Source organism: Rhizobium sp. LCM 4573 (genome assembly GCF_001854865.1).
In the GTDB taxonomy this organism is placed as follows: Bacteria; Pseudomonadota; Alphaproteobacteria; order Rhizobiales; family Rhizobiaceae; genus Neorhizobium.
This window is the reverse complement of record NZ_MDDW01000026.1, coordinates 347299-369292: the sequence shown is the minus strand read 5'-3', so window position 1 is coordinate 369292 and position 21994 is coordinate 347299. Positions and strand designations below refer to the sequence as shown.

21 protein-coding genes are annotated in these 21994 nt (G+C 55.5%); 11 read left to right on the top strand and 10 right to left on the bottom strand.

The window, feature by feature from the left end; all coding sequences use genetic code 11:
- The first annotated feature begins 102 nt into the window (after positions 1-102).
- From LCM4573_RS20830 to LCM4573_RS27970, 7 genes are read left to right on the top strand one after another with little or no spacing between them, the layout of a single operon-like run.
- Complete coding sequence (locus LCM4573_RS20830; protein ID WP_071008273.1) at positions 103-1059, top strand: NAD(P)-dependent oxidoreductase; 957 nt, start codon at positions 103-105, stop codon at positions 1057-1059.
- The gene (locus tag LCM4573_RS20825) at positions 1059-1907 is read left to right on the top strand and encodes a sugar phosphate isomerase/epimerase (RefSeq protein WP_071008272.1); all 849 of its coding nucleotides are present in this window, start codon (positions 1059-1061) and stop codon (positions 1905-1907) included. Before LCM4573_RS20830 ends, LCM4573_RS20825 begins: the two co-directional genes overlap by 1 nt.
- The gene (locus LCM4573_RS20820; RefSeq protein WP_071008271.1) at positions 1907-2935 is read left to right on the top strand and encodes a hypothetical protein; all 1029 of its coding nucleotides are present in this window, start codon (positions 1907-1909) and stop codon (positions 2933-2935) included. Before LCM4573_RS20825 ends, LCM4573_RS20820 begins: the two co-directional genes overlap by 1 nt.
- The gene (locus LCM4573_RS20815) at positions 2932-4089 is read left to right on the top strand and encodes an FAD-dependent oxidoreductase (protein WP_071008270.1); all 1158 of its coding nucleotides are present in this window, start codon (positions 2932-2934) and stop codon (positions 4087-4089) included. Before LCM4573_RS20820 ends, LCM4573_RS20815 begins: the two co-directional genes overlap by 4 nt.
- Positions 4089-4517 (top strand): GtrA family protein, encoded by a 429-nt coding sequence (locus LCM4573_RS20810; RefSeq protein WP_071008269.1) that lies wholly within the window; start codon positions 4089-4091, stop codon positions 4515-4517. The genes LCM4573_RS20815 and LCM4573_RS20810 overlap by 1 nt, the downstream gene beginning before the upstream one ends.
- Positions 4514-5326, top strand: coding sequence for a glycosyltransferase family 2 protein (locus tag LCM4573_RS20805; protein ID WP_071008268.1), 813 nt, complete (start codon positions 4514-4516; stop codon positions 5324-5326). The genes LCM4573_RS20810 and LCM4573_RS20805 overlap by 4 nt, the downstream gene beginning before the upstream one ends.
- A gap of 16 nt (positions 5327-5342) precedes the next feature.
- Positions 5343-7367: a hypothetical protein gene (locus tag LCM4573_RS27970; protein WP_131819001.1), complete on the top strand. Its 2025-nt coding sequence runs from the start codon at positions 5343-5345 to the stop codon at positions 7365-7367.
- Between the two features lie 221 nt (positions 7368-7588).
- Here LCM4573_RS27970 and LCM4573_RS20795 read toward each other — a convergent pair whose 3' ends face one another.
- From LCM4573_RS20795 to LCM4573_RS20765, 7 genes are all read right to left on the bottom strand, one after another.
- The gene (locus tag LCM4573_RS20795; RefSeq protein ID WP_131819000.1) at positions 7589-8284 is read right to left on the bottom strand and encodes a methyltransferase domain-containing protein; all 696 of its coding nucleotides are present in this window, start codon (positions 8282-8284) and stop codon (positions 7589-7591) included.
- Positions 8285-8467: 183 nt separating this feature from the next.
- On the bottom strand, positions 8468-9142 hold the full coding sequence (locus LCM4573_RS20790; protein WP_071008265.1) for a class I SAM-dependent methyltransferase: 675 nt from the start codon (positions 9140-9142) through the stop codon (positions 8468-8470).
- Positions 9143-9347: 205 nt separating this feature from the next.
- The gene (locus LCM4573_RS20785; protein WP_071008264.1) at positions 9348-10973 is read right to left on the bottom strand and encodes an FGGY-family carbohydrate kinase; all 1626 of its coding nucleotides are present in this window, start codon (positions 10971-10973) and stop codon (positions 9348-9350) included.
- A gap of 59 nt (positions 10974-11032) precedes the next feature.
- On the bottom strand, positions 11033-11761 hold the full coding sequence (locus tag LCM4573_RS20780) for an SDR family oxidoreductase (RefSeq protein WP_071008263.1): 729 nt from the start codon (positions 11759-11761) through the stop codon (positions 11033-11035).
- Between the two features lie 27 nt (positions 11762-11788).
- On the bottom strand, positions 11789-13057 hold the full coding sequence (locus LCM4573_RS20775; RefSeq protein ID WP_071008262.1) for a sugar ABC transporter permease: 1269 nt from the start codon (positions 13055-13057) through the stop codon (positions 11789-11791).
- Positions 13050-13874: an ATP-binding cassette domain-containing protein gene (locus tag LCM4573_RS20770; protein ID WP_071008261.1), complete on the bottom strand. Its 825-nt coding sequence runs from the start codon at positions 13872-13874 to the stop codon at positions 13050-13052. The genes LCM4573_RS20775 and LCM4573_RS20770 overlap by 8 nt, the downstream gene beginning before the upstream one ends.
- A gap of 63 nt (positions 13875-13937) precedes the next feature.
- Positions 13938-14984, bottom strand: a complete 1047-nt coding sequence (locus tag LCM4573_RS20765; RefSeq protein ID WP_071008260.1) for a sugar ABC transporter substrate-binding protein — start codon at positions 14982-14984, stop codon at positions 13938-13940.
- A gap of 289 nt (positions 14985-15273) precedes the next feature.
- Between LCM4573_RS20765 and LCM4573_RS20760 the strand changes: the two genes are divergently transcribed.
- Positions 15274-16293 carry a LacI family DNA-binding transcriptional regulator gene (locus LCM4573_RS20760; protein WP_071008259.1) on the top strand — a complete coding sequence of 340 codons (1020 nt, stop codon included), beginning with the start codon at positions 15274-15276 and terminating at the stop codon, positions 16291-16293.
- Positions 16294-16562: 269 nt separating this feature from the next.
- Positions 16563-17129 carry a DUF4334 domain-containing protein gene (locus tag LCM4573_RS20755; RefSeq protein WP_071008258.1) on the top strand — a complete coding sequence of 189 codons (567 nt, stop codon included), beginning with the start codon at positions 16563-16565 and terminating at the stop codon, positions 17127-17129.
- A 29-nt stretch (positions 17130-17158) separates the two neighbouring features.
- On the opposite strand, the gene LCM4573_RS20750 is transcribed toward LCM4573_RS20755, so the two are convergent.
- Complete coding sequence (locus LCM4573_RS20750) at positions 17159-17482, bottom strand: DUF6665 family protein (RefSeq protein ID WP_071008257.1); 324 nt, start codon at positions 17480-17482, stop codon at positions 17159-17161.
- Positions 17483-17673: 191 nt separating this feature from the next.
- Between LCM4573_RS20750 and LCM4573_RS20745 the strand changes: the two genes are divergently transcribed.
- Positions 17674-19080, top strand: coding sequence for a cytochrome B6 (locus tag LCM4573_RS20745; protein WP_071008256.1), 1407 nt, complete (start codon positions 17674-17676; stop codon positions 19078-19080).
- 16 nt (positions 19081-19096) lie between these two features.
- The gene (locus LCM4573_RS20740) at positions 19097-19717 is read left to right on the top strand and encodes a DUF4142 domain-containing protein (protein ID WP_071008255.1); all 621 of its coding nucleotides are present in this window, start codon (positions 19097-19099) and stop codon (positions 19715-19717) included.
- A gap of 25 nt (positions 19718-19742) precedes the next feature.
- Here the strand turns inward: LCM4573_RS20740 and LCM4573_RS20735 are convergent, their stop codons facing one another.
- Together LCM4573_RS20735 and LCM4573_RS20730 are read right to left on the bottom strand one after the other, a co-directional pair.
- Positions 19743-20423, bottom strand: a complete 681-nt coding sequence (locus LCM4573_RS20735) for a L,D-transpeptidase (RefSeq protein ID WP_071008534.1) — start codon at positions 20421-20423, stop codon at positions 19743-19745.
- Between the two features lie 206 nt (positions 20424-20629).
- Positions 20630-21961, bottom strand: a complete 1332-nt coding sequence (locus LCM4573_RS20730) for a solute carrier family 23 protein (protein ID WP_071008254.1) — start codon at positions 21959-21961, stop codon at positions 20630-20632.
- Positions 21962-21994: the final 33 nt, after the last annotated feature.

Genomic DNA, 21994 nt, shown 5'->3' with positions numbered 1-21994 from the left:
CATAAAAGGCTCAGGACGCCAAGTACATGATATGGTGGTGAAATGACTGAGCCCCTATTCACGAACGAATGGCCTTATTTAAGTTTAACCTAGGGAAGTAACATGGCGGTGGACGCGCTCATTGGAAATACGGGCTTTGTCGGAGGCCACCTGTTAAAGCAACATGCGTTCACAAATTCATATAATAGCCGCACAATACGGGATGCGAAGAACAAGCAGTTTGAACTAGTGGTGTGCGCTGCGGCACCAGGATCGATGTTTGAGGCAAATAAATTCCCGGAAAGGGATGAAATCCAGATAAAATCTCTGATTTCGAGTTTGTCGGGCATAACGGCTAAGCAGTTTGTCCTTATCTCCACGATCGCTGTACTTAACGATTTTCAAGCCGGAGACGACGAAAGCACAGTTTCGTTTCAGACTGTGTTGTCCTATGGCCGCAATCGCCGCGTACTCGAAGAATATTGTACGACGCGTTTCGAAAACTGCATGATCGTTCGCTTACCTGCGTTATTTGGCGCGGGATTAAAGAAGAACTTTTTATTCGATATTCTGAATCCAATGCCAACCATGCTCCCACAAGCCCGTTTCAAGGAGTTACAAGAGCGCCTTTCGCCCCCGCTCGGAGATTATTTGCCCAAGATTTATAGGCTAAATATAGAGCTTGGACTCATGATAATCGATAGGAATGCGCTTGAAAACTCCGGCTTACGAGCATTCTACGACAAGGAAGTTGCGGCTCTTCGGTTGAGTGCAGTTCAATTCACGAATCCCGACACGCGTTTTCAGTATTATGGGATGGAAAGGCTTTGGATGGATATCCAGGTCGCGATGCAGGCTCATTTGTCTGTTGTTCACCTCGCGCCGGAGCCTCTTGTAGCGAAGGATGTCTACAAGGCACTAATTGGAGAAGAAATGCCGCCAACAGAGGCTCGCTTGCATGGCGAAGACATGCGCACGCGGCATGCCGCCCTTTGGGGACACGGAGGGCCTTATATTTCAACTGCGAGCGAAGTGCTGAGCCGCTTGCAAGACTTTTTCGCTAATGAGAAAGCGCAGTAATGAAGCTTGCCGTTTCGAACATAGCGTGGCCCGTCCATGTGCGAGAGGAAGCCTACTCACTGCTCCAAGCGCACGATGTCAATGGCCTGGAAATCGCACCGGCATTGTTCCTTGATAAAAGCATAGATCCTTTTGAGCCAACGGATGACGAAATCGCAGAGGCATGTGAAATTGCGCACGATGCGGGTCTGCAGCTCGTATCCATGCAGTCACTTCTCTTCGGTTGTGAGGGGGCAGCGTTATTTGAAAGCGATCCCGGGCGGGCTCGCTTCTGCGATGGAATGAAGCGAGCCATTTCGCTCGCGGAACGCCTCTCTATACCAAACCTTGTTTTTGGCTCACCCCGTCAGCGTAATATACCCGCAGATATTACGCAACATGAGGCTGCAGCTCTAGCCCTGGAGGTTTTTCATGAGCTTGGCGATCTAGCGCATACAGCCAAGACGCGACTCGGCATAGAGTTCAACCCAACAGCTTACGGCACAAACTTCCTGAATACGGCTGACGAGGTGTTTTTATTCGTGGAACGGTTGAATCACCCCGCGGTTTCTATCATTCTTGATGTTGGTGCCATGCACATTAACGGGGACTTCGACCACATCGAAGCGTTCGCGCAGAAAGCGGCAACGAGAATAAGCCATGTCCATTTTAGCGAACCGCAACTTGCTCCGGCTCCAGCTGATGCTGGACAAGCAGCCCGCGTTATCACAGCTCTGTCTGATGTCGGTTATGAAGGCTGGTATTCCATAGAGATGAAATCCACGATGGTCAGCGCCTTGTCGACTCTTGACCGATCCCTCACTACACTTCGATGCGCCGTTGCTGAAATACAGCGAAGGAATGCGTGATGAAGGCTCCTCCTCGGGAAGATATTTTCGTTTCTGTCTGCTGCACTGCTGAGATTATTGATGCTCCCGACGTTGACGAACTTGGCCGGCTGAGCCTGCTACTTTCTGAGAGGTTCCGTTATTGGGAAATACTTGTTGCGGTACCCGCCGACGCGATGTGGAACGCTGACATATTGTTATCAAAGGTGTCAAACCTGCGCCTCGTGAGCATCCGCAGTGGTACTCCATTTTACCGATCTCGAGTTGCAATAGCATCTGAGGCGATTGGCGACGTGGTGCTGTTGACCGTTCCAGATGAACTCTCCACGTTCGATCCCCTGTTCATGATGGAAGAAGCGTATTCGCGTAACGTCATCATCATAGGCAGGCGAGAACAGCATGGAATTGTCAATCCCGCTCTTGTCGCATTGGGGCGCAGCGCCGGTTTCCGCGTTGATGACAGAGATATGTTAACAACGGCTTACCCACGTACTCTGTTGAATCGGATACTCGCACATCCCAACCGGCAATTGGCGTTACGATTCCCGCCAGTAGATAACGCCCTTTCCGTCGAATGGCTGACTCGGCCCGGGAACGGGAAACGCGCGCGCCCATTTCAGGAGGTTGGGCGAAGGCTTGGCTTGATCCAAAAGTTGGTTGTAAGTTCAGCTCCTCGTGTTCTGGCGCTTGTCTCCTTGCTTTCTTTGCTCGTCATGATTGGAGCCACGGCATTTGCCTTCTATGCTGTAACAGTGTGGTTGACGCTGGAGAGCGTTCAACCGGGCTGGTTCACCACATCTTTGGCACTAAGCCTGACTGCAGCATTTTTAGCCTGTGCTATTTTTGGGTTGGCGATCGGCCTACAAAAAATCATCGAGGCACTAACAGAAGATGCTTCTGACTACATCGTTGGCGAACAAAGTGCAGTCGATATGTTTGGGCAGGTTTTCCATCAATTGAACGTGGATGTCGAAAGCTGGGTGCCGCCTGCAACGGCAACTCACCCTCCCTTGGAAAGTAATGATGTAGCCGTAGGCCGAGACAAATGAAGTCCGTCGATTATCTAGTTATTGGAGGCGGATTTTATGGTTGCAGTCTTGCACTATTTCTAAAATCCGTATCCAGCAATATAATGATTGTAGAAGCGGGTGATTCACTTATGAACCGCGCCTCGCGCGTGAATCAGGCACGAGTTCATACGGGTTTCCACTATCCTCGAAGTGTTCTGACGGCAGTGAAATCGATGGCATTGCATCGCCGGTTTGCGCGCGATTTCCCCGATGCTGTGGTAGGCGATTTCGAGATGCTATATGCCATCGCAAGGCGCCGCTCGAAGGTCTCCGCTAAACGATTCTACCGCATGTACAAGGATATAGGAGCACCTATTGCTCCTGCTACTGCGGCGCAACAGACGCTTTTTGATGGGTCAATGATTGAAGCGGTTTTCACTTGCACCGAACATGCGTTTGATTACTCAGTCTTGCGTACTCATATGTCCAGCCGGCTGGAAGAATGTAAGATTGATGTGCAACTAAATACAGAGGTTCTCTCGATAACGGAAATGCCATATCAGGTACTTGCGCGGCTTTCAGATGGCCAGGTGATTACAGCAAAACACGTCTTCAATGTTAGCTATGCGCAAATTAACAGTATTTTGCGTTCAGGTGGACTACCAGAAGCAAATTTGAAACATGAACTGGCGGAAATAGCCCTTGTCCGTCCACCTCATCAATTGGCAGGCTATGGCGTTACGATAATGGATGGGCCGTTTCTCTCAATTATGCCATATCCAGCTGAAAATCTATATTCCCTCACTCACGTTCGATATACTCCTCACGCAAGCTGGACTGACAAGACAGCCGCCCGCTCGCCCTATGCGATAGCACGCGATGTAACTCCTCAGAGTCGCTACAGACATATGATATTGGACGGAGTGCGTTATATGCCATGTCTGGTTGATGCAGAGTGGGTTCGTTCGATCTTTGATGTGAAAACCGTTCTGCTCAAAAATGAAGATGATGACGGCCGCCCTATTCTTTATCAGCGCCTTCCCTCTTTGTCGCGAGTCACATCAATTCTGGGTGGAAAGATCGACAATATTTATGATCTGTTCGACCTTGTAAGAACCACGCGCGCCGAATGTCGGGAAGCACACGAAAATTTTGTCGCGGGAGGCCAGAGCAGCAAAGAGGATGCGGCGTGATGTCGTCTATCTTGCGTGCAGACTTCATCAAGTACTTTGTTGTTGCTCTTGTTGGACTAGGCGTAGATATATCGTTGGCGTGGGCATTAACAACATTTGCTAGGTTGACCCTTGTCATCGCCTCAATTTTTGGTTTTATGGCCGGCGCGTTGGTGAACTATTTTCTACACGAATTTTGGACATTTGCCGTGTCGGAAGCACACGTTTCCCCGAAACGAGGATTCCTCTATATTCTGGTTGTCCTAATCACTTTGCTGGTTAGACTCACTTCGGTCGTCGCTTTAGAGGCAACTGTTTTCCAAGAGTCCTCGCAGGCGTTACAAACTTTGATGATTGCCGTCGGATTCTCATTTTTCATAAGTTATTTGCTTAGCAAATATGTTGTATTCAGGCGGCCGACCGTCCCATTTGTGCAGGATTCTGAATGACAAAGGCAAATTTTGAACATCGTGCAAGGGAAACATCATGTGATATTCCTGCTTATAACAGTCGAATTTTTTTCGAACGTCGACACAAATATGTCTTGGTCATTCCCGTGATTAACGAGGGGGAGAGAATCCGCGGGCAACTCCAGCGTATCAAGGAGGCTGTTCTTCCCGTTGATGTGGTAGTGGCTGACGGCGGCTCTACGGACGGTTCGCTGGGTGAAGAATATCTTGTCAGTAGAAATGTACGCGCGCTGTTGACTAAGACCGGTCCTGGTAAGCTAAGCGCTCAGTTGCGCATCGCATATGCCTGGTGCATCGACGAAGGTTATGAAGGCATTGTTACGATTGACGGAAATGGCAAGGATAATGTTGAAGCCGTCGCGGAGTTCGCGCGCAAGCTGGAAGAGGGATATGATTACGTCCAAGGATCACGATACCGGCGCGGGGGCAAGGCAGAGAATACACCCTTGGAGCGGACAATCGGGAACAGACTTATCCATGCTCCGCTTATGAGTCTTGCGGGGCGTCGTTGGTTCACTGATACGACAAATGGCTATCGTGCTTATTCCCGACGCTATCTTACTGACCCCGATGTCGCTCCATTTCGGAGCGTCTTCGTAAACTACGAATTACTTTTCTATTTGACTGTGAGGGCGGGACAATTAGGGTTCCGAACGTGTGAAATTCCGGTCCGGCGCAGCTATCCAAAAGGGGAGGCAACGCCCACAAAGATCAGCAGCGCTGGTGCAAAATTCGCTGTTCTGAAGCAGGCGCTCGCTGCCAGTAGCGGAAAATACAATCCAAAATAACATATGAACAAAACTTATGAAAACGTTCACCTCAAGAATTTCAAGTTGCGCAATTTTTACTTCGATTTTGATGATATTATTTGCTGGGTTCTATCTAAATATTTACAAAGTGGCTGACGGCGAATGGTTCTATCATCACCAAAGAGATAGTGAAGCGTTGGTGGTGGCGCGGCTGATCGAAAAGACCGATCGGAAATTATCCTCATCCGGCAGTCTTCTTATGGTCAAGGGGGAAAATACATATAATAGAATTAATGAGGTCTACGATTTATACCTGTCTGACCAAAAGGCTCCGGAGAGCAGGTTTTTCGCTTATAGCGGACAATTCGGTTTGCAAGGACATATTTTCTCGCTTGCCAACTTTGTAATGAAAAGTATGGGTCTACCGGGAAAAGAACGCTTTGATTTACTACAAATAATTACAGCTTTATCGCTTGCCGCAACGCTCGCATTCCTGCTGGTTCTTTTTAGGCAAGAGTTCGGGCTATCCGGTACGATTATTGGTCTTCCTTTTTTGGTGTTTTCGCCGTGGCTAACTGTGTTTGCGCGAAACCTTTATTGGGTGCCGTTTACCTGGTTCCTGCCTATCGTTGCGGCATGGTGGTACTACGTTACTAACGTAGATCGACTAAACATCCACTATAGAAAAGCTATCGCGGTCATCGGCGCCCTGTTTCTTATTAAATGTTTGTGTGGGTTAGAATATATTACAGCAATAGGCGGATCTATCGTAATTATCCTAGCCTATGGCCTCATAAGAAAAAAATATCCAGTAAAGACCATACTGATCAATGTTGCTGCGCATGTTACGTGCTTAGGTGTAGCTCTCGCTGCTGCGATGGCTCTGCAGGTTATACAAAACTCTTTCTATCAAGGCTCTATCTTTGCGAGCATATCTGACATTCTCTCCCGTATTGCGTATAGGTCTTATGGAACAGCGACTGCTGACACCGGAATTTTGGCTGATTCATTGAATTCAGGCCTGACGCCCATTCTGCAGACATATTGGGCTGGGTCACCTGTGATTAACGCAACAGATTTCCTATCTCTAAATGCTAGCCGTACCATTACTCCTATAATTCTTATAGTTGTGTCGTCGGGTGTTTATTTACTTGTCCGTTTAAAACGCGAGAATTGGCATGATGTCTGCGCGCTCTCTGCGCTAGCTATAGGCTCTGTTATAGCAAGTATAAGCTGGTTTATCGTTGGAAAGGGCCATTCATATATACACACACATATGAATTACGTTCTTTGGCACGTGTCGGCGCTYCTTCTTCTTGGCCCCGTATGCGTAGGTTTTTTAAATATTGTTCTTTCAAATCGGACATCTCTCATTGGGCCTTTGGCAATATTATTGGCTTTATTTGGATATACACATGTATTCCCGGAGAGAATTGAGGGTAATAGCGTCTACGCACGTTTTGATACAAGCAGAGGAGAAATCCTCTTGACAAAAAGAGGGGTATATCTGGATTTTTCATGTAAAGGTATAAACGATTATAGGGAGAAGTTTTTTCTTCATATAAATATCCCTGGTGGCTTCTTTAATTCTAATCTAGGAGATATAAGCTATGTAAATATGGATTTTTATTGGGACAAATACGCGGTAAACACTCGACTGAATGCCTGGGTTACTGGTCGTTGCACTGCCTTGGTTCCAGCACCATCCAATGTTTACCTCTACGAATTCCCGATAAGTAGCATTCGTTTCGGTCAATTCAGAGCATCGGGCGATATGGCAAGAATTTGGGAAGATTCAATTTCAGAGAATAAAATATTTTCGCATGTCGGCAGGGAACTGCTAGTGGAAGATTTTTCTGATTATCAATGGGAAAATGGCTATCATCTGTCAAAAAATGGTTTCTTTGTTACGAACACTTTTGCAAACCGCCAGGCAATCGGAGCATCGAAGGGCATTGTTGTTTCCGGAATGCATGTGGAATTTGACGAGGTAATATTCGGAGAGCGTTGGATCACGTTCTTTTTCAATGATGCTCCCTCACTCAGACAGGCCGGAAACCGCGCGATCAGTTTGTACTGATTTTCGGATTACGGGTATGAGGCAGCCTCGTTAGGCGATCACGCTAGTTACTGACGATTCCGTGGACGTCTCGCCGGAGTGGGATTGAAGTCACGTTTGTCACCTTCTCACAAACGCTCTGAAGCAGAAAGTCATTAGCCACGCATAGTTTTCAGGTCAGTACTATGCTAATCCTTATGCTAAGGCGCCGGCGGGTTGTCATGCCGACGCCATTGTCAAAATTAAACTTTCTCGCAGAAAAAATAATGCGAGCGCCCTTCCCAAGCTGGCGCATGTTCGATCACTTTGAAACCGATGTCCTCGAGCATTCGTTTCATCGTTTTGCTGGAGTAGAGCCACCACCAAGGACCATAATTGATCTCACCGTTTCGGCTGAAATGTTCGTTTGACGCTAAGTTTATGTGAGCAACCGAAAGGCTGACGCCATTAAAATGCTCAGCGACAATCGTTCTTTCTCTATCTCCGATCGCAGGAATGTAGATCATCTGCCCGCCATCAAACCGGAGCTCGCCACTTTCGGTCACAATTACCTCAGGTACGACCATGCTGCCCAGCAAAAGATACCGTTTAGTAAGGCTTGCTAGCCTTTGTATGGTATAAAAGGGGGAAGGCACGTGGTACACAATACCCGAGCAGTGAACGAAATCAAACGTTCCCAATTTTTCATGCACCCTGGGATCATCAAGATTAACAAGCTTTTCAGCATATCCGCTTACGTTCAACTGAGCTGCGCGCCTGCGAAATGCTTGCCACCACTCATTATCCATCTCCTGCATGTCGGCCATCGTCGCCGTCTTGGCGCCTGACTGAAGTGCAAGCGTAACCTTCTCATTATTCGTGCCCCAAAGTCCCCCGACATCAACAAAAGTCAGGTCCCGCACATGATTGGAGATCATGCGGTTCTGAAACAACGTCATGTCAGGCAATTCTGCCGATGTCTCGAGAGCTGTGGCAAGCCGCGACTGTCGGACGTGGAAGGGCTCTTTTAGCCCGAGCATAGTTCTCAAACCCATAACGTTCCCCAAAATCTGATTGCTCGGAAAGGTAGACAGCTGCTTCAGAACTGTCAATCTCACCGGCAGGCTGCGGCTATCAAGTGCTTAAAGCTTGCGGACTGCCATTTGATACCCTTGCATTACGACCTCGCAATGTTCTGCAATGGCCTTTAAAAATGCATCAATCGCGATCTTTGGTTGGGCTCTCGGATGGGAGAATTCGTAGTCGTCCCAGATCATGATTCCTCCTTCCTTTAATAACGGCCAAGCGAGAGCGCTGTCGGCAAGAACGTCGATTTCCTCGTGGCTTCCATCGACATAGATTAGATCAAATTTTCGCCCTTGTTGTCCCAGTGCGTCCAGTGCCGGAACCGAACGCTGAACAATTTTCTCCACGCGGTCGCCAAATTCTGCTGTATTCCGGTCGAACCGAAAGTGCGCAGCCTTTGCGACATCGGCGTAGGCCTCATTTCCAGGGTGGAATGCTGGGCTCCCGGTGAACGGATCGACGCATGTAATATGGGTTTGCGGTAAGAAACGGAGAAAGAATACCGCAGATCGTCCTTCCCAGCTGCCGATCTCAAGCATGTCAATCTTGGATTGCTTAAGTGGACCTAACAAGGTTACCCAGCCAGGGAAATTATCTGATGTCCAATCTGACGTGAAGTCCTTACCAGTGAACCATCCCTCTCGCTCCCATTCTGGAATTTCGACGGGATCCGGTGCTTGTGGATGCGCTTGCTTCCTCGAGAATAATGAAAAGACCACGTTTTGCCCCATGGATGATTAATTCATTGACCGTGGTGGTCCCCGTACACTATTCACCGGTTAGAGGCGAGTCAGAGATGTAACGTAGATGAGGAACGCTGGCTTCGCCGGATGCATTCGGTAGCTTTGCAGCACCAGAGAGTGACTGTCTGGATTTGCCGCCGGTTCCAGGAGTGGAGGAGTTTCGAAGATTCTCATCAATGTTCGTGGAAGTGCTCTACCTCAACTCTCTCCCAAGTGCCTGAAGCCGCGTGAAATCACTATATCTGTGGGCGTGCGCCGCAGCGATTTTGCCGCCGCTGGGCGTATAGGTGCGATCGACGCCGGATAGCTGTGTCATGGCTTCCCGGATATTCGGGAACAGGCCGGCGGCGACGCTTCCGAGGATTGCCGAACCGAGAAGCACCGGTTCATCGGAGAGGGTGGCGACGACCGGCTTGCCTGTTGTGTCTGCAAGAAGCTGGCGAACCAGGTCGAGTTGGCCCGCTCCACCGCTGATGACGATCCTGTCGGTCGCGGCGCCGGCGGTTTCCTGGGCGTCTAGGATCTGCTTGAGACCGTAGCCTATGCCGCATAGTCCGGCGATATAGAGCGATACGAGGCTATCGATGTCTCTCTCCATGCCAAGCCCGGAAATGATCGCGCGGGCGTGAGGATCGGCAAAGGGTGCGCGGTTTCCCAGGAATTCCGGGACGACATGCAGTCCACTGGCAAGCGTCACCACATCCGACAAGGAGGCGATCTTCTCCTCGGCAAGCTGCGCAAGGAGAACCGGGAGCGAGAGCCCTTTGGATTGAGCGAGGGCCTGTGCCTCGCCTGTCGCGGGGTGGAAGGACAACAATTGTTCGATGGCTGCGCCGGCGGCCGATTGACCGCCTTCGTTGAGCCACATGCCTGGAACCATGGCCGAAAAATAGGGGCCCCAGACGCCTGGCACGAAAACGGGCTCGAACGTGCTGGTCATGGTGCAGGAAGAGGTACCGAACACATAGGCAAGATTTCGATCAGGGTTGCCGTCGGCGCCCGCCGTGCCTATTCCGCCAGCGTGGGCATCGATCATACCGATCGAAACCGGCGTGCCCACCGGCAGGCCGAGCTCTTCGGCGGCGCGCTCAGTCAAGCCGGCTCCCACGGGCGTGCCGGGATCGAGAATCTTCTGGCCAATGCGTGCGAAATCCTCATCCGCCAGCACGCCAAGGCCGATTTTATGGAAATAATCAGGATCCCAGCGCCGTTCGTGGCTGAGATAGGTCCATTTGCAGGTCACCGTGCAGGTAGACCGCGCGAGATCCCCCGTAGCTCGCCAGGTCAGGAAATCCGCAAGGTCGAAGAATTGCCAGGCGGCATCGAATACGTCCGGCCGGTTTTCCCGCAGCCAGAGGAGCTTCGGTGTTTCCATCTCGGGCGAGATGCTGCCGCCGACATAACGCAGCACCGGATGTCCGGTCGCGTTGATCCGCTCGGCCTGTTTGAGGGCACGATGGTCCATCCACACGACGATATCGCGCTCGGGATCTTCGGAGGGCCCGACGGGGAGGGGGCGTCCGCCCTCTCCAAGAACGACCAGAGAACAGGTCGCGTCGAAACCGATCCCGGCTACCTTGTTCGGATCCACGCCCGAGCGGGTAACCGCTTCCCGGACGGCCGCGCAGACGGCAGACCAGATTTCGGTGCTGGACTGTTCGACAATCGAGCCCGCTTCGCGGAAAAGGGAGATGTCCCGCTTTGCCGATCCCAGCATGCGGCCGGTGAGGTCGAACAGGCCTGCCCGGGCGCTGCCCGTACCGACATCCACGCCGATGATGTATTTTGCAGGGGTCGGTGCGGGTGAATTGTTCGACATCACGTTCTCGCTGTCTGTAGGAAAGGTTCCGGCGGGATCGGAACCCGCCGAGAAGAAGATCAGAGATCCACGCTGTTTGGCAGGATCACCAGATCCCGGATGGTGACGTTGCGCGGGCGCGACAGCATGAAGAGAACCGCTTCGGCCACTTCCCGAGGCTGCATGAGGCTGCCATTGGCAAGCGCTTCCTCCATCTTGGCCTTGGGCCAATCATCAAGTAACGCCGTCACGACCGGTCCGGGCAGGACTGCACCCACCCGCACGCCGTGCGGCGCGAGCTGGCGCCGCGTGCTGTGCACGAAGGCCTGCACGGCAAATTTGGACGCGGTGTAGATCGGTTCCCAAACGACCGGAACGACGCCCGCGATCGAGCTCGTGAAAAGGATGTCTCCGGTTTTTCTTTCAATCATATGCGGCATGACGGCATGAACCGAGCGGAATGCCGCATTGATATTGAGGTTGAGCATGCGGTCCCAGGTGTCGGGATCGCCTTCGGCGACCGGGCCGCCGACATAGGCGCCGGCATTTGCGTGGAAGATGTGCAGATCGCCGGCGAGTTCAAGAATGCGTGGCAGCATGCCGGAAACCTCGGCCGGCTGAAGCAGATCCACCACTAGAGGCAGGGCATTCGGCCCCATCTCCGTGCATAGTTGCTTCAGGCGGTCCTCGGCGCGATCGATGAGAACCACCTTCGCACCTTCGGAGAGAAGAATGCGGGCGCATTCGAGCCCGATGCCCGACGCCGCGCCGGTGATAGCCGCAACCTTGCCTTTCATGAGATCGGCCATTGAGAAACTCCTGCTGAGATTTGAAAATCAGGCGCGTCCGTGGCTGACGCGGGATCTGCGGGCGAGTGAATCCACGATGACGGCGATCGCGAGCACGCCTCCAGTGATCATGTAACGGAGCGACGAGCTGAGATTGAGCAGCGTCAGCCCATTGGAGATTGCCTGGATGACGATGATTCCGAGCAGGGCCGAATAGGCGCTGCCCCGGCCACCGAAGAGGCTGGTTCCGCCGATCACGGCGGCTGCGATGGCATTCAGGTTGACGTCTCCGGTGCCCGCCTGCTGGCTGGAGGAGGCAAGACGCGACGCCGACAGGATGCCGCCGAGCGCGGCGAGCGTCGAGCAGAGCACGAAGGCGCTCAGATAGATGCGCCGCACATTGATGCCCGAGCGGCGCGCCGCCTCGCGATTTCCCCCGACGGCAAACATGGACCGGCCCCATTGGGTGCGGGTGAGCGCATAGTTCACGACGACCACGAGGCCGACGAAGAGGGCGAACATCCACGGCACGCCGCGGCCGAGATTGAGATAGAAGACCGCGAATTCAAGGACAGCGGTCAGGACGAGCGCCTTGAGAACCAGCGTGCGGATCGGCTGGGCAGAAAGGTTTGCCGCCATGCGCCGGCGCGCCGCGCCAATGCCGGCGATAACCATGACAATGCCCGGMACCGCCGCCAGCGTATGGGAGAACCAATYCGGCATGATCAGGATCTGGCCGAAGCGGACAAGCGGGGAGGCATAAGGCAGGTTGATCGAGCCGGTCGGGCCCAGGATATAGAGCTGCATGCCGAGAAGCGCGAGAAGCCCGGCCAGTGTGGAGATGAAGCTCGGCATTCCAAGGCGGTTATAGAGGGCCGCATAGAGAACGCCGATTGCAACGCCGGTGAGCAGCGCCGCTCCGATCGCAAGGCCGAGCGGCCAGCCGGAATGGACCCAGAGGACGCCGATCATGGCGGAGGAGAGCCCGCTCATTGAGCCGACCGACAGGTCGATTTCGCCGAGCATGAGCACGCACACGATACCGAGCGAGATCACGCCCACAGTCGCGCAATCGAACAGCAGGTTCACGAGGTTGTTCGGTGCAAGGAAGACCGGGTTTAGGGCGCTGAACACGATGGAGATCACCACCAGACCGACGGCGACCGGCAGCATGCCGAGATCGCCTGATTTTATGCGGTCGATGAAGCTCTTGATAGCGGCGCCCAATCCTTGATCGTGGCGTACGCGCTCATCCTGCCGATCCAGGGCCATTCCTTGTGCGCCCTGCGGCGCCGACTTTGAAACGTTCTCACTCATGAGGTATCTCGCTCTGCTGGCTGTGGAGGCCGGACTTTCGTTCCAGGCGGCGTGAGACARCGTTTTCCGTCGCGCCGGTGATCGCGGCGACGAGTTCCTGATTGGACGCTTCCGGTGAAAAGACGCCGTTGTTGCGCCCGAGCCGCAGCACCACGACGCGATCGGCCACCGCCCGGACATCCTCCATATTGTGGCTGATGATGATGACGCCTAATCCGCGATCGCGGACGCGTTCTATCAGATTCAGAACTTCCGCAGTCTGGGCAACGCCCAGCGCGGCTGTAGGCTCGTCAAGCATGATGAGCTTGGGATTGAGAAGGAGTGAGCGGGCGATCGCCACCGTCTGGCGCTGCCCTCCCGAAAGTGACGCGACCGGCTCTCGTACGGAGGGAATGCGTGCGGCCAGTTCACGAAGCAGAGTCCAGGCGCGCACTTCCATCGCGACTTCGTCCAGCCGCCATGGAGACACTTCATGGCCAAGGAAGAGATTGGCGACGACGTCGAGGTTTTCGCAAAGCGCGAGATCCTGGAAAACCGTGGCAATGCCGAGATCGAGCGCTCTGCCGGGACTGTCCAGTGTGACGTTCTGGCCGCGAAACTCGATCGTTCCGGAAGTGGGCTGGTGCACGCCGGCGAGGATCTTGATGAGGGTCGACTTGCCTGCGCCATTGTCACCGACGAGCGCCACGACTTCGCCCGCATGAACATCCAGGTCGATGTCGGTCAGGGCGGATACCGCGCCGAAATTCTTGGAGATGCCGCGAAGGCGCAGGACCGGCGTGCCTGCTTCGGAGATGCTTTTGATATTCTCTACCATGCCGGAGGCCTTTCCACTAAGGGCGGCATCCGGCTGGTTTGCCGGATGCCTGGTTATGCGGAATTAGTTGATGATGCCGAGTTTGCGGCAGGCTTCAACGTATTCTCCGGTGCAGACCTCTTCGGGCTTGTTGATGCCCTTGTCGAAGACCTCTGCCTTGATGTTCTCGGCAGTAACGACGGCCGGAACGAAGAGTTGCGACGGAGTTTCGTAAAGCGTGTGGGTCGCCTCCGGGGTCTCGCCTTTGAGGAATTTGACCGCGACATTGGCTGCGGCCGCAGCCACGATTTCCGAGGGTTTCGAAATAGTATTGTACTGGTCGCCCGCAATGACGAGCTGCAGCGCCGCAATCGTGGCGTCATTGCCCGTCACYGGAGGAACCGGATTTACGCCAGCCGCCTTGAAGGCCGCGATCGCACCGCCCGCCGTGCCGTCATTGGCGGCCACGACGCCCTTGATCTGGTCGCCGAAGCGGGTGATCTGGCCGGCGGCCCATTCCTGTGCCTTCGGGGGCGCCCAGTCCGGAGTGTCGTACTCGGCAAGGGTTTTGTAGGAAGAGGCGTCGAGTGCGGAGTCGATGCCGTCGCGGATGAGGCCGGCCGCGGCATCCGTCGGCGAGCCATTGATCTGGAGGACGCCTGCGCCGTCCGGCACACCTTTAGCCTTGAGGTGGTCGACGAGCGACTGGGCGATAGAACGGCCGATCGCTTCATTGTCGAAGGACACGTAATAATCGGCGGCTTTGTCCGGGATCGGCCGGTCATAAGCGATGACCTTGACCTCTTGCGATTGGGCGATTTCCACCAGAGCGGCGGCAGCGGCGGAATCGACGGGGTCGAGCACGATAACCTTGGCGCCCTGGGCGATCACGGAATTGAACTGCTGCTGTTGAAGCGCCACGTCCGCGTTGGCGTTCTGGTAAATAACCGTGCAGTCCGGGCAGAGCTTGGTCATCTCGGCCTTGAAGCCGGGATAGTCATGTTCCTCGTAACGCGTCGAAGCCTGGTCCGGCATCAGGAAGGCAACGGTGGCTGCCTCTTGGGCTGCGGCTGCTGTGCCGAGGCTTACGGAAATTGCGGCAGATGCCAGCAACAGATTCAATGTTCTCATCGGTCTCCTCCATGAGTGGTGTGAAGCTGCCCACCCGGTGCCTCGGGAGCTGGTCCATTCAGGAGGTCGTCAACATCCTTGACGGTCATCCTGCTCCTCACATCAGAGAACCTGAAAATTGCAAATAGCCTTGAAGGCAATCTTCGTTCGGTTCGACGATGTTCTCCCTGGTCAGCTCTCTCGGGCTGCTTACTTCATCGATTGAGCGGGCTTGCTCAATCGATGAAGCAACAATTGCCACTTCTCCTCATTGGTGTCAAGGTGACCCGCGATTAGGAGATTGTGACTCGTGAAACGCGTAAGTCAGGCAAAGAGAAAGACGATCTACGATCTGGCGGCATTGGCCGGGACTTCTGCCAGCGCCGTAAGTGCGGTCTTGAACGGCAATTGGAAGAAGCGCCGGATCAGTAGTCAGCTCGCCGAGAAGATCATTCGTATTGCCGACGAGCAGGGTTACGCGCTGAATATGCAGGCAAGTGTTCTGCGCCGGGACCGATCGAACATCATCGGCATGATCGTTCCTAAATACGACAACCGATATTTTGGATCGATCGTCGAACGGTTTGAGGCTATGGCACGCGAGCGTGGCCTGTTTCCGATCATCACCTGTACCCGCCGAGATCCCGATCTGGAAATTGAAGCGGCGCGAGCCATGCTTTCCTATCAGGTCGATTGTGTGATTGCCACGGGTGCCACTGATCCGGACCGTATCACCGATCTTTGCGCCGCTGCGGGAGTGAGGACCATCAATCTCGATTTGCCAGGCTCGCACGCGCCCTCCGTCATATCCGACAACTTCCAGGGAGCGTTGGAACTGACCCGCCGCGTGCTTGCCAATTGCGAGAGGGAGTTGGGGCAGAATGTGCCCCTCATGTTCGTGGGCGGTCGAGGGACCGACCACAACACCTCCGAGCGCGTGAGAGGTTTCAGAACAGCCCATCACGAGATCGGCATCACGCCTGAAGAGGACCTTATTCTGGCCTGCGGCTATGCGCCGGAAAAGGCCGAGCAGAGTCTAAAAGTCCTTGCCGAGAAGCGCGGCGCGCTACCACATGGAATGTTCGTAAACTCGACCATTTCCCTTGAAGGGGTGATCCGCTGGATACGCCGCTCGGGCCACTACAGTGAGCGCAAACCCCAGATAGGGTGCTTCGACTTCGATCCGTTCGTAGCGCTTCTCGGCGAGAACATCGAAATGGTGCGCCAGGACGTGCCAAAGATGCTCGATGCGGTCTTCGACATCATCGATAATCGCAACCCTGAACAGAAGCTGGTTGAGATCATGCCCATCGTGGAAACGATGGCATAAGGCGGCTCTCTGYCTGCGCAGTCCCTGGAACATCGCTTCTCCGGAAAGGTTGGAGTAGCAGCTTCGATCGAGCTTGGGAGATCGCGGATAGAAAGCGAAATTGGCGACGGGAAAAAGCCGGCAAATCCCGATATCGTACCTGAAGGTACCCCCTATGCCGCAGAGAACATCTGCCGGCGGTGCGGCGGGACCGGCAAGCGCGGCGAGAATGAATGTCCCGAGTGCGGCGGCACGGGGAAAATCCTCACACCGGTTGGGGGTGCCGGTTGATGTCTGTGGCTACAGCTTCCCTTGACCCGCTTCGTGTCCCCTTGCCCTCCCAGGAGATTGCCCTCGAATACTTCGATAGCCTGGAAACCGTCCCGCCCAAGGAACTGGTTGGGCTTTGGGAAGGCAAAGGTATCCCAACCGGACATCCTTTGGACGGTGTCCTGGAGAACCTCGGTTGGTATGGCAAGCGGTTCAACGCAAACATGCGTGCGGATGCTTTGCTGTTCCAAACAGGTGGCTATCGGCTGGTGCCGATCGATCCGGCTTATATTCCCGTGCGACTCCTCCTCCGCTTTGCTCAATTTGCGCGAACGAAGCCGGCCCGCAACTGCTTCGGTCACTTGCAAAAGGCACTTTGGGCGCGAGGGCCTGTAGCTTCCCTGAAGGCCTTGCAACATCGCGGCCGGACCAGCGCCGCAATGGTCTATGACCACCAGCCTGTCATCGATCACTTCCGCAAAATCGATGATGGGAGGTTACTTGGTGCCATGAGCATCAAAGGCGACGATCGCTGCTATTTTTTCCTGCTTTCACGTACTTTGCCTGCAGATGAACGGGCTTTATGAGCCAGGTCCGGAAGGCATCAGCTCGCGATTTATTTGCGCGCGGCACCTAGCCTTACCAGCACTTCCCCGGGTATCCCATAGCGATCAATGACTTCGCATGTATTGCGCAGGCCGCAGATTTCCCTCTGGATGAAAAATTCCCACACCGCAACGGACGCGTCGTTCACCAGCACTTCGCGATCAAGGTGAGCAGGCTCCTCCGCTCTCCAGCTTTTTAGTTTCGCAAGCGCTTCCTCGACCCTCCGCCCCTGGCGGCCAAGGGTATCTGCTCTTTCCGAGGCAAGCTCGTATTCCAGCGGACTGAAGCTTGAACTCCACGGTTGGGAAAGCGAGCGTGGCAGCCTGAAACTCATCGCGGACCTCCTTGCTGTCAACCTTTATGGAAGGAAATGACCTGGATGTCACCCGCCTCATCACTCCGCGAACGAGCGCCCGGAAGCCTGCCGACCTTCTGCGGCCCGGCGGTCATCCGCCAGCTAAGTGGAACATTCCACCCGCCGGTCCGTTCGAGCAATCAGTTCCATTGCGAACGGAGGAGAGGGAAATGCGGACATATCGTGCATTCGGCGCGTTTTGCGCTGCCGCTTTGGCGGGCATCAGCGTCCTGGCGGTGGGAGCGATGTCCGACCCCTTGCCGCCGGATACGACATACAGACCTTTGCCCACCATGCCTTTCTCAGAGGCGAGACGCATAGACGAAGCGCAAAAGCCGGCGGTGATGGAGCGCCAGCGGGCCCTTCTCGAACGCCGCTACGACCTTTCCGACCGGCCGATGGCGGATGTGATGATGTCCGGAGGCACGAAGGCGGTGCAAGACGGCGTGCGGGTAAAGCTGCCCGCCGATACCACCTGGGAGCAGCTGGCGGACATGGCGCCTGCCGATATCAAGGAAAGGAACCTGCTGCCCGAAGGTTTCCTGCCACTGCCGCATGTGAAGCAGGCTGCCGGAGGTCAGGTCTTCCCCAACCGTCAGATCGACGAGATTCACGCGCGCGAGATGCGTGACCTTCGCCGCTTCGACGTCGACTTCGATCTGCCCGACAATCTCACGCCGGAATTTCCTCCGCCGATCTTCCTGACCACACATCCGGAACTTGGGGATGTTTCCCGGGGCCAGTTGCTGACGATCAAGAACTTCTACGAAATCATGAACGGTATCATCACGCCGGTCCAGATGGAGGGGCTGCGCCTGCTCCTCACACCATTCCCGCAGGAGGAGTTCAACCAGACGGAAGACAGGAAGGTCGCCGACCAGAGCATGGGTGTCGCCTGTCTTGACTGTCATTCAAACTTCCATTCGAACGCCGCCTTTCATCTGACGCCGGACGTGCGGCCCCAGGCCAGCCGTTTCCGGCTCGACACGACAAGCCTCAGGGGAATGTTCAATCAGCAGATTCATGGCTCGAAGCGCTCATTGCGTTCGGTGGAGGATTTCACCGAATTCGAGCAGAGGACGGCCTATTTCAATGGCGATCATGTCAGTGCGACGCGCAAGGGCGTCAATCTTCCGGACCGTCCAAACCAGGTGGCAATGATGGCGCAGATGCAAAACATCATCGATTTCCCACCTGCACCGAAACTCGACCCGTTCGGCAGGCTCGATCCCGCGCTCGCGACTCCGCAGGAACTGTCCGGCGAGGCCATTTTCATGGGCAAGGGCCGCTGCGCCGATTGTCACGTACCGCAGACAGAATTCATGGACAACAATATGCACGACCTGAAGCTCGAACGCTTCTACAGGCCCGGGCAGGTCTTCAACGATTTCGTGACGCTCCCCGATGGACCGATCAAGACCTTCACGCTGCGGGGCATCAAGGATTCGCCGCCCTATCTGCATGATGGGCGGCTGATGACGCTTGCCGATACGGTCGAGTTTTTCAATCTCGTGCTCGGGGTGAAGCTCACGGAACAAGAAAAGAAGGATCTCGTCGCATATCTGCTGACGCTCTAGAAGCGAGGAGGAACCGATGTATCGTCATCTTGCCATACTTGGCGTAGCACTGCTGAGCGGGACGGCAACCGCCCAGATCGGCAATCCGGGCTTCATGGGCGCAGATACGAAGATGTCGGAGCCCGGCGTTCCGGCGCCTCACCAGACCAATAACCAGGACAGGCTGTTCGCCCAGCTTGCCGCGGCTGGCGGGTTGGCGGAAGTCGACTTCGGGAACCTGGCTGGCGGTAAGGCCAAGGCGGATGCCGTGAAGCAGTTTGCCGAGATGATGGTCCGCGACCATACAGATGCCAATGCCAAGCTCAAGGAATTGGCGGAGGCCGCCAAGATACCCCTGCCGACCGAGCTCGATCCCGATCACCAGGTGGTGCGCGATCGCTTGAACCAGTTAAGCGACGAGGATTTCGATGCTGCTTACATAAGGGCGCAGATCATCGACCATCAGAAAACGGTGCAATTGCTCTCCTGGGAGATCTCCATGGGTCAAGATGCCGAAATGCAGCGCCTGGCGGCGGCCATCCTACCCGTTGTCCTCGATCATCTTGCCCATGCGCAAGAAATCAACGCGATACTGACAGGAGCGGYCAGCCGCAGCATGCCGCACGATATGGCATCGGCGGGGCAGGGGCAGCAGTAGGCAGATTGGAGGCGTCTCGTTACCTTTATGCCGTTGCCGGAGGCACTGTGGATGGCCCTTGCAGAACGACGACACGGGTGCGTGGCGGCACACGGCGATAAAGGTCGATGATGTCCTGGTTCAGAAGGCGAATGCAGCCGCTGGAAACGGCTTTTCCGATCGTCCAGTCCTCCGTCGTTCCATGGATGCGGTAAAGCGTGTCCACCCCATTCTTGAACAGGTAGAGCGCCCGCGGCCCGAGCGGGTTGAGAACGCCCGGCTCCATGCCCCCGGCGAGCGGGCCGTAGCGCTCCGGTTCGCGGGCGATCATGGCCTGCGTCGGCGTCCAGCGCGGCCACTCGCGCTTGTACTGCACGACGCCTTCACCCTCGAATTCCAGACCGGCCTTGCCGACGCCAATTCCGTAGCGCAGTGCCCGGCCGTTTTCGCCGACGAGGTAAAGATAGCGGGCAGCGGTGTCGACCACGATGGTGCCGGTCGGCTCTGAGGTCGGATAATCCACCTCGCGACGATAGAATTGCGGATCGACGCGCCTCAGGTCAGCGGCCTTAACGGGGAAGGGCTCGCCTTCGACTGCCGAATACATGGCGGTATATTCCGCAGGTATGACAGGCTTGACCGAAACGGTCTCACGCCCCGCGCTGACGCAGCCGGACAGGACGAAAGGCGTTGAAATCAAGAGGGCGCGGCGCGTGAGGTTTGGCAAGGCAGTATCCCGATCGTTTGACATCGACGATAGCCGCTGTCCCCTTACGTCTGGACAGGTCTCGTTGCGGCCATTCGTCGAGATTGGCCGCTGATAGCCGTGAAATGGGAAAACTAGCAATTCACGGAAGCTCACCAAATCGTGAATGGCAGTAAGCGGGGCGGGATTCAGCTCGAATATTGAGCATTCCATCGTCCTACAGCTGGCTAGGTGCTCTGGTCCGCTTCGTTGCGCTTCGCCCAGCCGAGCGCGTGATAGAGGATGATCGCGCCGATCGTCGCCGTGCCAATCCCGTCGAGCGTAAAGCCCGCGATGGCGAGCTTGAAGTTACCGGCTCCGAGCACGAGTGCGACGCCAACCGTGATAAGATTGCGCGGCTCGGCGAAATCGACCTTGTTCTCGACCCAGATCCGGCCAGCGGTCGCCGCGATGAGACCGAAGACGACGATCGAAAGGCCGCCGAGAACCGGTCCCGGGATCGTCTGGATGAGCGCACCGAATTTCGGGGAGAAGCCGAGAAGGATCGCGACCGCGGCCGCAACCAGGAAGACGAGCGTGGAGAAGATGCGGGTGACCGCCATCACTCCCATATTTTCCGCATAGGTCGTCATGCCCGCGCCGCCGAAAGCGCCCGAGAACATGGTCGCCACGCCGTCGCCGATGAAGGCGCGGCCGAGATAGGGGTCGAGATTGCGCCCCGTCATCGCGCCGATCGCCTTGATATGTCCGAGGTTTTCGGCAACGAGAATGACGACGACGGGGGCGATGAGCGTGATCGCGGGGGCAGAAAAGACCGGTGCGGTGAAGCGGGGCCAGCCGAACCAGGGGGCTGCCGCCACGCTGGAAAAATCGATCGGCGTGCCGAGGCCGAAACCATTGGCGAGCAGGAGATAGGCGAGGTAGGCGAGCGCGCCGCCGATGAGGATCGGCAGGCGGCGCGCCATGCCGGGCGCATAGACCGCGACCAGACCGACTGCCGCGAATGTCAGAATGGCGATCCAGCGCGAGAGCTGGTCGCCCTCCGGATTTGCCGGACCAGTTCCCGAGGCGCTTGCGATCGCGATCGGTGCAAGGACGAGCCYAATCGCCGCAACGATTGCGCCGGTCAACACCGGCGGCATCAGCCGCTCGATCCAGCGATGGCCGGCAGCCATGACGATGATGCCGATCAGCGCATAAAGGGCACCGGCTACAATGATGCCGCCGAGTGCAAGAGCGATGTTTGGATTTGGTGCCCCGGCGGTGGCAGCCGTTGCGGCGAGAACCGGACCGATGAAGGCGAAGGATGAGCCGAGATAGCTCGGCACCCGTCCGCCGACGGCAACGAAGAAAATCAGTGTCGAAAGGCCGGAAAAGAGGATCGAGACATTCGGATCAAACCCCATGAGGATCGGGGCGAGTACCGTGGAACCGAACATTGCGACGACATGCTGGAACCCCAGCACCATGGTCTGCCCCGCGGGCAATCGCTCTTCGGGCAGGATGCGCCCTTCCGTCTTCAGCCGCCAACGTGGAAAATAGCCGCCTGCCTCGCGCATCGCTCGCCTCGTAATGTTCGATCCCGCCATGCT

Coding starts and splice junctions, on each gene's coding strand:
- LCM4573_RS20830 (WP_071008273.1), top strand. CDS start 103: ATGGCGGTGGACGCGCTCATTGGAAATACGGGCTTTGTCGGAGGCCAC.
- LCM4573_RS20825 (WP_071008272.1), top strand. CDS start 1,059: ATGAAGCTTGCCGTTTCGAACATAGCGTGGCCCGTCCATGTGCGAGAG.
- LCM4573_RS20820 (WP_071008271.1), top strand. CDS start 1,907: ATGAAGGCTCCTCCTCGGGAAGATATTTTCGTTTCTGTCTGCTGCACT.
- LCM4573_RS20815 (WP_071008270.1), top strand. CDS start 2,932: ATGAAGTCCGTCGATTATCTAGTTATTGGAGGCGGATTTTATGGTTGC.
- LCM4573_RS20810 (WP_071008269.1), top strand. CDS start 4,089: ATGTCGTCTATCTTGCGTGCAGACTTCATCAAGTACTTTGTTGTTGCT.
- LCM4573_RS20805 (WP_071008268.1), top strand. CDS start 4,514: ATGACAAAGGCAAATTTTGAACATCGTGCAAGGGAAACATCATGTGAT.
- LCM4573_RS20795 (WP_131819000.1), bottom strand. CDS start 8,284: ATGACGTTGTTTCAGAACCGCATGATCTCCAATCATGTGCGGGACCTG.
- LCM4573_RS20790 (WP_071008265.1), bottom strand. CDS start 9,142: ATGGGGCAAAACGTGGTCTTTTCATTATTCTCGAGGAAGCAAGCGCAT.
- LCM4573_RS20785 (WP_071008264.1), bottom strand. CDS start 10,973: ATGTCGAACAATTCACCCGCACCGACCCCTGCAAAATACATCATCGGC.
- LCM4573_RS20780 (WP_071008263.1), bottom strand. CDS start 11,761: ATGGCCGATCTCATGAAAGGCAAGGTTGCGGCTATCACCGGCGCGGCG.
- LCM4573_RS20755 (WP_071008258.1), top strand. CDS start 16,563: ATGTCTGTGGCTACAGCTTCCCTTGACCCGCTTCGTGTCCCCTTGCCC.
- LCM4573_RS20750 (WP_071008257.1), bottom strand. CDS start 17,482: ATGAGTTTCAGGCTGCCACGCTCGCTTTCCCAACCGTGGAGTTCAAGC.
- LCM4573_RS20745 (WP_071008256.1), top strand. CDS start 17,674: ATGCGGACATATCGTGCATTCGGCGCGTTTTGCGCTGCCGCTTTGGCG.